Here is a 12,948-nt window from a genome sequence, read left to right as displayed (position 1 = left end):
TTACTTGATGTAGAAAAACTCGCTGGCGTTCAGCAGAACGTGACAATAATCGTTCCAGGCTGCTAATGACAAGTTCGCGGGTGCATTACTGGAACTACCCACAGCACGGATGTGCAACTGATTTGAAGTTAGGTCGTGGAACAAGTTTGGTTTCGGTTCAAAAGACCAGTGCCCGACAGTGTTGTTGGAGACCGCTTCTTTCAAAAAGAGAAGTTCTTCATTAACGAGAGCTTTGTTCGATATTCGCACTTCATCTAACAAGCCATCAAATCCCGCGCCCTTTCGTGAGCCAATCGCCACTGGCAGATTGTTTGCTATCCCACCAGTGGTGACCACGGGCAGTTTCACACTGCCTAATTGCTCATCGTCGTTAGATAAATCCTTCACAAAAAATACCGCTTCACCTGCTTGCTCTTTCGTGGCCAGCCGAAAGCTGACAGCCACATAATATGGCTTGTTCAGTGCGATATGCTGATCAGAAAAGAGTGCCTCTTCACCAAACGAACCATCGCGGTGCTTGCCGATCATCTGCAGAACGAGGGTTTGTGGCTTCCGACGCGATTTTTTACCTGTGATGCCGAACGCCCAACCAGGTTGTTGATTATTACCCGCCCATTTGGAGATAATAGTCCGCACAGTACCTGTTTCTGCAATTGTTCGTGGGTAAATGTATGCTTCGAGCGTGAAATCTTTCTCAGGTAACACGGCGTGGTGGGGTACTTCAAATCCCGCTTTACCGTTGAGTTTCACATCGGCAGCCTGTCCATCTCGAAATGGGATTTTACCTGCTTCAAATTTGGCTTCGGCAGATTCTGTTTTTTCAGGTTGAATGCGTGCCTGTTGGGCTGCCAGAAACTGTTTGCCAATTGCAATTTCTTCAGATGTCGCAGCACGCCCAAATGCCAGTCGATAGGCAGCATCGATTCTGGCTTCTTCATTACTGGGCTCCTCACGCTGGAGTCGTGCAGAAAATGCTTTTGAGCGTTGCAACAGATATTGGCTATTGAATAAATACAGTGATTGAACAGGCGTGGTGGTGGTATCTCTTGAAGACGAACTACTGAACCAAAATGGTGCGTCGAATACATCAAGAAGCGGGTTTCGCTGGTTCCGCAGTGTCTTGGTATAAATTGTCCGACATGGCACAGTTGCGGCGGCACCTGGGCCACCAGTTTTATCGGTTAATTCCCCGGTAACTGCCAGGAAGGAATCGCGTATCTGTTCCGCATCCATCCGCTGAACGGTGCGAGTCCAGATGTAGCGATTTTCCGGATCGATTTTTCGTGCAGATTCCATGTTCGCGTGCTCAGCACTACGTTGGTACGCAGCACTGGTAACCATCAAACGATGAATGTGCTTTAATGACCATGGTTTTGGGTTCCCATGTTGCCCCACTGTGGGGTTCATTAATTCGCTGGCAAGCCAATCCAGCAACTCAGGATGTGATGGTGCTTCACCCAGTTTACCAAAATCGCTGCTGTTGACCGCTAATCCCTTACCAAAGTGCTGTTGCCATAGACGGTTGACAATCACTCTCGAGGTTAAGGGGTTCTCAGGGCTCGTGAGCCATTTTGCCAATGCGGTGCGTCTACCAGTTGATTGCGCACTCGGTACAATCTTCGCGGGCTGTTCGTCCAGAATTGTAATGAATCCAGGATCAATTAAGTTGTCTGGCCGCTTAGGAATAAAGACTTCCGCTGCTTTCGGCCCCACATCACTGACGGCAAACGCCACAGGCAACGGTGGAGGCTTCAAAGCATCAAATGTGGCCAGTTGTCTGCGCAATTCCAGGACCCGTTCTTTGTCCTTCCCTTTGATGAAATTATCAAGCCTACCGAACTCGTAAGTCACTTGACGATAAGCAAGTTCTGCCAACTGATGTTCTTTGGCGGTGCGTTCTGAAGCTGGCTTGTTGATCATTTCCTGAATGTCTTCTGGAAACATGATGATCGCTTTTTTTGCCGCATTTTTGCGGTAGGGTGCTTCGATTTCATCCAGTTCTTTCCGGATGGTAGCCGTTTTAGTTTCCCACACGGCTAATTTCTGCTGATAGGCTTTCTGTTCCGCAGGAGTGGCAGCAATCTGGTCCTCCCTTGGCAGTATTCCGGCAAAAAACGCCCGCAAACGGAAGTAGTCTTTTTGGAGGAGGGGATCAAACTTGTGGTCGTGGCAGCGGGCACATTGCAGCCCCATGCCTAAAAACACATCGGCTGTGGTATCTGTGATGTCATCCAGAATCAACTCCCACTGTGTTCGCACATCGCGCTGGTTGTATTCATAGATCCAGTGTCGAAGGTAACCAGTTGCAATTAAGGCTTGTGGGTCGCCAGGAAACAGTTCATCCCCAGCGATCTGTTCCTGCACAAAGCGGTCATATGGCTTGTCTTCATTGAATGCCGCAATGACATAATCTCGATAGCGCCAACTGTGGGGACGATACTCATCCAGTCGGTAGCCATCGCTATCTGCATAACGCACCAAATCCAACCAAAGACGAGCAGCACGCTCCCCATAACGGGGGGTGGCCAATAATCGATCTACTAGTTTGAAATAAGCATTCGGATCTCGATCCTGAACAAACGATTCCATATCTGCAGGCGTCGGAGGTAACCCGGTCAAGTCCAGCGTTACGCGCCGAATCAACACCTCTCTTTCTGCACGTGCGGAAGGGGTAAGATTCATTTCGCGTAATGTTGCGTCGATGAAATGATCGATCGGATTCCCTGCATTTTCAGGCACAATGGGTCGTTTAATCGGCTGAAATGCCCACCATTGACGGTCTTCATCGGAGATTTTTACAATCTTCCGAGGCGTTTTTGAATTGGGCCATACTGCACCATCAGCAATCCACTTCACAAGGATCGCAATTTCGTTATCAGCCAGCCTCGCCTTGGGTGGCATTTGCAGATCTACATTCTTGTATTGAATTGCTTCTACTAACAGGCTTTCAGCAGGTTTCCCGGGAATTAACGCCGGGCCGGTGTCTCCACCAGTAAGTAAACCATGCAATGAATCAACTACCAGTCCACCTTTCGATTTTTTTGCAGCTTCACTGTGGCAACTAAAACACTTCTCAGCCAGAAGCGGCCGAACCGATTTTTCAAAAAAAGCGACTTTCGCAGCATCTGGTTCTTTCGAATGCAAGGTCACTGGCATCCAGAAACCACTCATGTAAACAAACAAGATCAGCGAAGTACTAGGACTAAACTGTTTTGCGATCATCGATATCGAGAATAATTGCTGTATTTTCATTGCCAATATGTTACCTCAAAAAGGGGCGTTTTTAAAAGCAAATTTCAACCACATCGGGTTTTTCAGAAAAGTTGCGAACATTCCGTTTGCGAATGCTGTCTAAAATGTGGTGAAAGTTACTACGATAAACAACATAGCGTCCAACGATCCGGGATAATTTAATGGTAGAATGACAGGCTCTGAACCTGTTGGTGTTGGTTCGAATCCAGCTCCCGGAACTTCACATTCTTTCTTGATGATCCAATTCGATTAATCTCCTGTCTGCTTCAAATACTGGATCGGGCAACAATCCTGCCAACCGAATTGAATTTTCTTCGGTTAATTCCCTGATCGGTGCTCCAATCCCACGAAAAACTGGTAGTCCTTTGCGGATGGCAATGATCTCCCGCCGGGTTCTGCCTTTGGGACTGTCTGGCCATGGGCCGATTCGTTCTTCCCATTGGAAAAAATAACCCATGATCTCGCGGATATATTGCCAATACCCCGGGTGATCGGTTTGAATCACAAACTGACCATCAGGCTGCAGGGCACGGTGGACCAGCGTTAAAAATGCTGGCGTAATCAGGCGTTTGTGCACCTCGCGTGGATCGTAATACGGCTGTGGGTGGTAGCAGTGAATCTCGGCCACACTTCCTGGTTCTACCCACTGGTCCAACAACTCGTAGGCACCCCCGACGGCAAATTTAAGGTTTTTCAAACCGCGTTGGTTGCCACGTCGACGTGCGTAACGAATTACTACCGGTAACGTATCAATACCCAGGTGATCGCACTCCGGTCGAGACCAGGCACTGGCCAATGTTGAACGCCCATTGCCACATCCCAAATCCAGCACCACGGGTGCGGCTCGACCAAACAACTCAAGCCAGTTCAATTTCCCCTCTGAGGGGTAACTTTTCAGGGCTGTCTGGGTCCATTTATCTTTTTCCTGAATGATACCAGCAATCGGAATACCAAACTCTCGTTCAATCGCACCAGGCTGGGCTATCCATTTTTGCACATTCTTTTTCTTTTTTTTATCCATCTAGCGCTCTTCTTGTTCAGCACGTATCGGAACAAATGACTGTACTTAATTATATATTAATAACGCTGATAGTAGAAAAAAGTTTACATGAAATTGGGTTTTTCTCGATTTTTTTACAAAAGTAGGTACTTACGATGGAAATCCTTTCACTTGTGAAAGTTGATTCATAAAAATCCCAGTGCCACGCACGCGGTGATGGTGCTGGCAACTACCGCAATCGCAATTATCGCACCGAAGCACCCAGATTTCTTGATCACCACTGGTGGGCGGAGCATTTCAGTCAGCAGCTGTATGGCATTCCTGACATACCAACTCGAAACGTGGGCGATCGTCCAACTTGTCCATGCTCGATTCATGCACCAACTTATTCCGAATGGTGGCCACAAAACGCAGTTTTTTAACCAAAGCTTCGGGTAATTTTGTCTGAACCGCTGAAACTTTTTCGTGCAGTCCGCGGCCCTGTGCACCCAAACCCTGCTCTAACATTTGTTCAAATGTTTTGCACCACTTGATTACCAGTTCGTAATCGCCCATGAATCAATTCCGTCCCGTCAGAAGAGAGTTTCAGATCGAACGAATCTATCTTAGAAAGATTCTGGCGTCAGGTGCTGCAACGTTATCCATTCCACTGCAGCAGATCGATCATCCACATCCGACAGGAAATAAAAAGAAGAAATGGCTTTGCGTAATAAGAAACTCTCAACCAATGCTTTAAATGATCCACAGCGTTCGCGTAAAAAGAAAAAGGCTGGTAACAACAGGGTGGTTGTACCAGCCTTGGGTGGCGGGACCCAATCTCAACAATATTATTCTGAATAAATTCTCATTTATTCAATCTCAGCTATTCGTTTGCGGCGCAAATCGGCTGGCACGTCGTAGTGTTGTATCCACGGGTGTTACAAAGTAATTCGTACCCGCACCCGCATCCACAACGTCTTCCCAAGGGGTAAACACGATTGTGTCATCACCATCGCCACCTAAAACCTGGTCGGCAGCCGATTGACCATCAAGAAAATCATTGCCAATGCCGCCATCGAGCAAATCGTTATTTTCGCCACCAAGGAGCGTGTCATCCCCTTCGTTACCATAAAGAAGATCATCGCCAGCATTGCCAATCAAGAGATCATTTCCAGAACCACCCAGGATGGTATCGTTTTCTACCCCGCCGTGAAGTTCATCGTTGCCGCTTCCACCATCAAGTAAGTCGAGTCCTGCTTCGCCAAAAATGGTGTCGTTACCATTACCACCATAAAGATAATCGTTTTCGACTCCACCATACAGGAAATCATCATCCTGCTGACCATCCAGCAAATCGTGGCCCGCTTCACCATACAGGTAGTCGGTGCCATCGCCGCCATAGATCCGGTCATTTCCTGTCCCACCAAAAATCTGGTCATTGCCAGATTCACCATCTAGTAGGTCGTTGCCACTCTCTCCATACATGGTGTCGTTGCCACTGCCACCAAAGAACTGATCGTGGCCATCACCTGCGTAAATTACATCGTCGCCCTCATTCGCCCAGCCAATGTCATCACCGTTTTCTCCATAAAGCACATCATTGCCAGCGTTTCCTACCAGGGTATCGTTCCCTTCGCCAGCGAAAATCTGGTCGTTTCCCTGACCGCCTTTAATGACATCGTTGCCATTTGCACCATAAAGGAGGCTGGATGCCACAATGGGATCCATTCCTCGTTCATGCGTGCTGAGATCAATCAGGTCGTCACCCGCACCGCCATAAACCAGAATGGTGCGTACTTCATTAGCTGGAACACTACCCACGTAACTTCCATGGTGGTCGATGGCGATATCAGTTACTGCGATATGTCCATTAACAGCCTGTAATATAATTGAATCGTTATTTTCTGTGCCATAGACGTACAGTAAACCATGTCGAAGGGCAGCAGTAATCCCACTGGGATTATCTCGTGTTTCGAGTGATTCTAAATGAAGTAAAGTACTATTTCGTAAAGACTTAGAGTGCTGAGAGCTAATAATTTTGCGCAACGTTCTTACCCCCACTAACTGGGTATGCACCGTGCGGTCTGAGGGGGTAAATAAACCACGCGATTAGGAAGTAATTATCTTAACGGCAAAATAGTCGCGCACAAGCACAATTTTTGAAAAAATTGAAAAAATGGTTTGACAGCCGAAAAATCTTGTTCTAACGGCGTTCTAAATCTGCAGCACTTCACATGCAAGAATACTTGATTTGTCAGTTTTTGACAGTACTTGTATATTTATGTCGACTAATTAGGGCACATGGAGCCCAAGGTTGTGTTGATTTCAGTTGAATATTGTGCAACTTTTTTCAATGCAGACACGATTTCTAATACGCTGGCATCTGTTCCTAACAGGGCAGGGTGGTGCAACTTCACAATTTCTCTGTGGGCACGTTCCGCGTTTGGAAAACCTGCACTTCCGGCAAGATAACGACTTTTAGCACGTCCTATATGCAAGGCATGAAAGCCCGGATCAAAAGGAATTCCTTCTGCATGCATTGCCTGAACAAAGAGCGAACGGGGCATTCCGAATTTGGCGGAATCATACCAGAACCCAACCTTGTAGTAAGCAGGTATGGTGCATGAATCCAGGTTGGAAAACAACTGTATCCCGGGTAAATTCTGGATTTCACTACTGATCAAACTTACTTTTTGCTGTCTGTCCTGAGTCATCAAATCCAATTCCAGCAGCTGCGGCAACAGTACCGTTGCCTGTAATTCCGAAAGTACTGCAATTTGTTGAATGCCACGTGATAGAGCCAGTTTGGCGCGTTGCATCAACTGTGGGGATTGTGCCAGCAAAGCACCACCCCTCCCAGCTGAAAGTAATTTCGAGCCACCAAAACTGATCACGCTGATGTCGCCTAAACTACCCAGTTTACGAGATCCAATACTGCCACCAGGCACCTGGGCGGCATCTTCAATGATCACGATCGGCTGATTCAAACGCTCTCTCAATTCCTGTACGGGAATAATTGCCCCATGCATGTGGGATAAGATAATGGCTTTGGTTCGATCTGAAATCGCTGTCAGCAACTGGTCGAAATCGGCGACAGGAAGTTGTGCACTAGTATCTACCAGGACGGGTTTTGCACCTAAGTGCAGAATATTCAAGAAGTTAGGCTCATAATCGTAGGCAGATAGAATCACTTCATCGCCCCCACCAACCTGGGCTGCACGCAGGGCAATCTCCATTGCCAAGGTACCGCTGGCGCAGGTGATCGCACTTTCTACTTCAAAGTATTCCGTGAGGGCTTTTTCCAACGATTTGACTGCGGGGCCATGATAAAGTCCCCACGTATTGTTGGAAAGTGCCTGATTAATTGCCTCAATAATGCGAGAACTGTGAGGTGGCCAGTGTGGAGAGCCATTTGGACGTACCGGTTCGCCACCCAGGATTGCCGGAAGGGAATTGTTCATCCAAGTCCTTACCAATTGAATACTTACTTCAATTTACCATGATATACAACAGATTCGACATGAAAGTTCTTTCATTAGGATGTTCAAATCATGGTTAGAAGTATTTTTTGTTTTTTCGTGGGGTGCCTGATTTCACCAGGTACTTTTGCCGACGAGGTAAAGCCAGTCGTACAGTTTCAGCCCACTGGTTTATGGCTGGGGACCCTGAAAATTGGCGTGATCGATCTGCGAATTGTTTTGGAGATTACCAAAGAGAAAGAAGGAAAACTGTCCGGACAAATGATCAGTCTCGATCAGGGTAATGCAAAAGTGCCTTTTTCTTCAATTGAACACACGGACAACAATCTGAATATTGAATTAAAGCTCGCTGGCATTAATTTCAAGTGCGAGCAGGTCAATGCCACGGAGATGAAAGCCGATTTCAAACAGGGTGGCGTTGAATTGAAGTTGAAATTACAAAAAATCGAAAAAATTCCTGTTTCCCTCCGCCCACAAATGCCCAAACCACCTTTCCCTTATTTGGTTCGCGAACTTGAATTCAAAAACGAAGAGGCAAAAATCTCACTTGCAGGCACATTAACTTTACCAGACGGGAAGGGGCCTTTTCCTACGGTAGTGCTGGTCAGTGGATCAGGCCCTCAGGATCGCGATGAAACCCTTTTTGGGCACAAACCGTTCTGGGTCATCGCCGACCACTTTGCCCGCAATGGAATTGCCAGTTTTCGTTACGATGAACGGGGTGTGGGCAAATCCAAAGGCAAATTTGCAGGATCTACTTCGGCAGATTTCGCCAGCGATTGTCTGGCTGCAATACAAATGCTTCAGAAAGCCGAGGGAGTTGACCCATCGAAAATTGGGATTTGTGGACACAGCGAAGGTGGACTGGTAGCACCCTTGGTAGCCAGCAATAACCCAAAAGAAGTCGCATTTATCATTTCGTTAGCAGGACCTGGCATCACTGGCGAGCAGATTCTCTACACTCAAATGCAGGATTTTGCGTTGCAACTTGACCCAAATGCAAAAGACGAAATTGCACAATCCCGCAAGATGCTTGAAAAACTGGTTCCCATTATGAAATCTGGTGAAAAGCCAGAAATCATTGAAAAGAATATGACTAAGGCGTTAGACGAATTTATCACCGACTTACCAGTTGGAGAAGCAAAGGACAGTCTTACCAAGGGGAAGGCAACAATTATTGGCAGATTGGCAGACCCATGGATGTGCTGGTTTGTTTCCCACGATCCAACTGAGTTCTTCAAGAAAACAAAATGTCCGGTTCTCGCGTTGAATGGTGGCAAAGATGTACAGGTAAAGCCAAAAGACAACCTCAATGGAATTAAAAAGGCATTGATGGCTGGGAAGAACTCTCATTTTGAAATTAAGGAATTCCCCGGCTTAAATCACTTATTTCAAGAGTGTAAATCAGGCCAACTAAACGAATATGGGCTTATCGAACAAACGATCTCACCAAAAGTGCTGGATGTCATGGCCCAGTGGATTTTGAAGAGATAATGTTGGATGCAATCTCTACATACTCGTTTATGTCTCTGATACAAGCCGCGTTCAGGCGGAATCGCTAATCTTCCTCGTTCACCGGTTCCCCGCCGTTAATGGTGATCAAGCCATGGATGATTTGTGGGGAAACTGATTTGCGCATTCGTTTTACCGAACCATCTGCCATTGCCACCAGAAAATGGCGACCAGAGGCAGGACCGAATGATGGAAAATTCATCCCTCTTTTATAGGGGATATCCTGAGGTGAAGCCCACGGAACTGTATCGGTCGTTTCAACAAAAATCAACGTGTTGGATGAACCGTCTGGAATTCTATTGATTTGCACTTTTCTGGAAAAGTCAAAAACCGTGTCTTGTCCAACAAAGCTACGATACGGTGTCTGGTTATCCAGACGACCTAGGTATGGTGGACTGTAAGTAGGAATATACATTGTAGTGTATTTCAGATTCTCTGGCGAATCCCATTCTGCAGACAGATCGATACTACGATAAATATTATCTTGTTCGATGTAGGGAAGTAGTGAAACACGCCAGCTCAAATCTCTGTTTACATTCATTTGCTCATCTATTACATAAGGCTCCGGTATACGATCATTTACATCATTGTATGCGTGGAATCCTACCAGTATCTGCTTGCAGTTGTTGGTCGATTTTGCCATGTTTGCCGTCATTCTTACGTGTTTAACAGCATAAAGTAAGATGGGAACAATCATTACAGTGAAAAACAGTCCAAGTGCTATGCCTGCAATTGCTTTGCCTTTACCAGCTATTTCACCACCACTATTACTAGATTTCGTATATCCGATGATTCCCAGGATGATTGCGACAATGCCTGTCGTTGGGCCAAAACAAGCAGACAGCAATCCCAGTATCAGGCTTGCTGTTGCCATGCCATTGCCTTCACGTGGCGGAGCAGGGCGTGGGCGACGTTCGAAATCATCTCTCTCATCACCATCCTCTTCGTCTCTTCGATAAGATCTGGGACGCCGGGACTTATCATCGCGTGGGTAATCAAAATCATCTCGTTCGGATGCCATGTGGGTATTCTCCGCATTGAAAAAGAAATGAACTCTATTAGAGAAGTTTTTGGGCTCAATAACTTGAGGACAATGATATTAAAGTGAAATAAATAATTGAAAAGTCGCGGCGACAGGATTTGAACCTGTGACCTCCAGGTTATGAGCCTGGCGAGCTGACCGAGCTGCTCCACGCCGCAATATTATCTTAACATTTGCAAGCCTTTCGACAAGTAGGTTGGAAGGTATTTCGCAAGAAACTTTAATTTAGCCAGTAAGCCAGCACAATACCGAGTTTCAAAGACCTGCGTTTTCCAAACCGTCTGCCAAGTCTTACAACGGTAGATAGACAGTACAAAGTTGGCAGGGTTCGCAGTTGAGTGAAAAAAAACCGGAATGGCAGGCACACCTTTGGCTGGGCGCAGATTTGGCCCACTGGTTGCGACTGATGGGGCAGGCACGTTTTCGCTTTTCCTGGAAGCACCTGCACGTGGCTCCCATTGGTCTGGCGGTTTGTCTTTCGCATTCTTTTCTGCGAGTGGTACAGAACCGTCTGCACCCACCATCTACTTTTCCCGATCTTGTGCCACCAATCTTTATTCTTGGGCATTGGCGCAGTGGGACCACACTGCTGCATGAATTGCTGATAACCGATCCGGCACATGGTTTCCCTACTACTTACCAGTGTTTTGACCCGCTGCATCCACTTCTCACCGAGAAACTGGTGCGGGACAACTTTCAGTGGCTGCTTCCCCAAAAGCGGCCAATGGACAACATGGAAATCGGCTGGGATCGCCCACAGGAAGATGAATTCGCCCTGGCATTAATGGGGCTACCTTCACCTTACAACTGGATGGCGTTTCCAAACGAAGGATACCCCAGTTATGATCTGCTGAATATCGATAGTCTGCCAGCACGCCAGCAGTTGCAGTGGGAACGCGGGCTGATGCACTTTCTGAAAATGCTGCAATATAACGACTCCCGCAGGCTGGTCTTAAAATCGCCCACTCACACCTGCCGCATTCCAACACTCATGCGAATGTTTCCGGATGCACGGTTCATTTACATCACCCGCGACCCCTATTCGGTATACCCTTCCACGGTAAATCTCTGGAAGAGATTAACTCTGGCGCAGGGCTTACAAGTGCCCAAACTGCCCGACCTTGAGCACCACGTGGTGCGTACCTATCGCCACGTGATCGAACGCTATCAGAACACACGTAAACTGATACCAGATAAGCAGTTATACGAAATCCGCTACGAAGATCTGGTGGCAAATCCTCGCGATTCGATTGCATCAATCTATCAGCACCTAAGCCTGGGGGATTTTGAGCGGATTCAACCCGGATTGGATGGGTATCTGACTGTCCACGCCAATTATGAGAAAAACAAGTGGCAGATGGACCCAGCAATGATCAAATATATTAATGATAATTTGAGCGATTTACTGCTATCGCAATGCTATCCCGTTCGATCAGTTGGTTAACAGACGTTCTGACTCGCTAGAATAGTTACTTCTACCCACTGGAGTGCTGCACGCGATGCCAATTATCGAGGCGAATGAACTGTGCAAAAGTTATCGCGTTTACCAGAAGAAAAGTGGGCTGAGAGGTGCGTCCACAGGTTTATTTCGCCGCGAATACAAAGTGGTGCAAGCCGTCAAACGAGTCAGTTTTCAAATCGAGCCTGGAGAAATGGTGGCCTTTCTGGGCCCCAACGGTGCGGGGAAAACCACGACGCTGAAGATGCTCTCTGGGTTGATTTTTCCTAACTCCGGCACTGCTAAGGTGTTAGGGTACACTCCGTGGGACCGCCCCGATGCCTTCCGACGCAAGTTTGCACTTGTCATGGGCCAGAAAAACCAGCTTTGGTGGGATTTACCAGCTGCAGACAGTTTTGATCTCCATCGGGCAATTTACAGTATCGATCCGACCCAGTTTCAACAGACACTTGATGATCTCATCGAATTGTTTCAGGTAAAGGACCACATCCGCCAGCCAGTGCGAGAGCTTTCACTGGGCGAACGGATGAAAATGGAACTGATTGCTTCGCTGTTACACCAACCGCAATTACTGCTGCTGGATGAGCCCACTATCGGTCTCGATGTGGTGGCCCAGGTAACGATTCAAAAATGCCTGCGCGAATTGAATCAGGCCAAAGGGGTCACCATGTTACTGACCAGCCACTACATGAAAGATGTGGAAGCTTTGTGCAAACGGGTGATGATCATCAACCATGGTCAGTTGGTTTATGATGGTTCGCTGGCAGACATCACCAACCTGTTTGGGGAATTCAAATTGTTGACTCTGCATTTGGCAGAAGTCGTAAGTGCTGATCAATTCTTAAGTTATGGCGAAGTGGTGCGGCATGATGGGCCTGTCATTGAGCTACGGGTGGCACGCACCGAACTGCCGACGGTGCTGCAGAAGATTTTAATGAGTTTTTCGGTGGTTGATATGAATGTAGAAGATCCCCCACTGGAAGAGGTAATTGCAAAGGTATTTGCCCAAGGTGTGGAAGATTCTGATCCAGATCCGGATAAAAATTAGAAAAAACTCACAAGTTTTGGTTTTTGAGTTCGACTTCGGCTGTTGTTGGGAACAAAATGGAACAAAGTCCGATAGTGAAAAGCGGTTGGCTTGGAAAATATCGCAAGGTATGGCGGGTAGCCCTTTCGGAACGGATGGTATACCGGGTCGATTTTTTTTTGAGCACGCTATTCCGTT

At 47.1% G+C, this 12,948-nt stretch carries 10 protein-coding genes and 2 tRNA genes; 5 read left to right on the top strand and 7 right to left on the bottom strand.

Features of this window, described 5'->3' with window-relative positions:
- Complete coding sequence (locus R3B84_06665) at positions 1-3,171, bottom strand: DUF1549 domain-containing protein (protein MEZ6140237.1); 3,171 nt, start codon at positions 3,169-3,171, stop codon at positions 1-3.
- Between the two features lie 228 nt (positions 3,172-3,399).
- Between R3B84_06665 and R3B84_06660 the strand changes: the two genes are divergently transcribed.
- Positions 3,400-3,470 (top strand) — tRNA-Gln (locus tag R3B84_06660).
- 2 nt (positions 3,471-3,472) lie between these two features.
- On the opposite strand, the gene R3B84_06655 is transcribed toward R3B84_06660, so the two are convergent.
- Together R3B84_06655 and R3B84_06650 are read right to left on the bottom strand one after the other, a co-directional pair.
- Positions 3,473-4,273 (bottom strand): methyltransferase domain-containing protein, encoded by an 801-nt coding sequence (locus tag R3B84_06655; protein ID MEZ6140236.1) that lies wholly within the window; start codon positions 4,271-4,273, stop codon positions 3,473-3,475.
- 276 nt (positions 4,274-4,549) lie between these two features.
- Positions 4,550-4,807, bottom strand: coding sequence for a hypothetical protein (locus tag R3B84_06650; protein ID MEZ6140235.1), 258 nt, complete (start codon positions 4,805-4,807; stop codon positions 4,550-4,552).
- Between the two features lie 141 nt (positions 4,808-4,948).
- Between R3B84_06650 and R3B84_06645 the strand changes: the two genes are divergently transcribed.
- Entirely contained in the window at positions 4,949-5,092 is a 144-nt protein-coding gene (locus R3B84_06645) for a hypothetical protein (GenBank protein ID MEZ6140234.1), read from the top strand.
- An 18-nt stretch (positions 5,093-5,110) separates the two neighbouring features.
- Here R3B84_06645 and R3B84_06640 read toward each other — a convergent pair whose 3' ends face one another.
- Both R3B84_06640 and R3B84_06635 read right to left on the bottom strand, forming a co-directional pair.
- Positions 5,111-6,277 (bottom strand): calcium-binding protein, encoded by a 1,167-nt coding sequence (locus R3B84_06640; GenBank protein MEZ6140233.1) that lies wholly within the window; start codon positions 6,275-6,277, stop codon positions 5,111-5,113.
- A 242-nt stretch (positions 6,278-6,519) separates the two neighbouring features.
- Positions 6,520-7,692 (bottom strand): aminotransferase class V-fold PLP-dependent enzyme, encoded by a 1,173-nt coding sequence (locus R3B84_06635; protein MEZ6140232.1) that lies wholly within the window; start codon positions 7,690-7,692, stop codon positions 6,520-6,522.
- A gap of 90 nt (positions 7,693-7,782) precedes the next feature.
- On the opposite strand from R3B84_06635, the gene R3B84_06630 reads away from it, so the two are divergent.
- Positions 7,783-9,204: an alpha/beta fold hydrolase gene (locus R3B84_06630; GenBank protein ID MEZ6140231.1), complete on the top strand. Its 1,422-nt coding sequence runs from the start codon at positions 7,783-7,785 to the stop codon at positions 9,202-9,204.
- Positions 9,205-9,268: 64 nt separating this feature from the next.
- Here the strand turns inward: R3B84_06630 and R3B84_06625 are convergent, their stop codons facing one another.
- Positions 9,269-10,243: a DUF1559 domain-containing protein gene (locus R3B84_06625; protein MEZ6140230.1), complete on the bottom strand. Its 975-nt coding sequence runs from the start codon at positions 10,241-10,243 to the stop codon at positions 9,269-9,271.
- 104 nt (positions 10,244-10,347) lie between these two features.
- Positions 10,348-10,422 (bottom strand) — tRNA-Met (locus tag R3B84_06620).
- Between the two features lie 176 nt (positions 10,423-10,598).
- Between R3B84_06620 and R3B84_06615 the strand changes: the two genes are divergently transcribed.
- The gene (locus R3B84_06615; GenBank protein ID MEZ6140229.1) at positions 10,599-11,708 is read left to right on the top strand and encodes a sulfotransferase; all 1,110 of its coding nucleotides are present in this window, start codon (positions 10,599-10,601) and stop codon (positions 11,706-11,708) included.
- Positions 11,709-11,763: 55 nt separating this feature from the next.
- Complete coding sequence (locus tag R3B84_06610) at positions 11,764-12,771, top strand: ATP-binding cassette domain-containing protein (GenBank protein MEZ6140228.1); 1,008 nt, start codon at positions 11,764-11,766, stop codon at positions 12,769-12,771.
- The last annotated feature ends 177 nt before the right edge of the window (positions 12,772-12,948 follow it).

Source organism: Zavarzinella sp., assembly GCA_041399155.1.
Taxonomy (GTDB): Bacteria; Planctomycetota; Planctomycetia; order Gemmatales; family Gemmataceae; genus JAWKTI01.
Note: the sequence above shows the minus strand (reverse complement) of the source record. Positions and strands in the feature narration are given on the sequence as shown.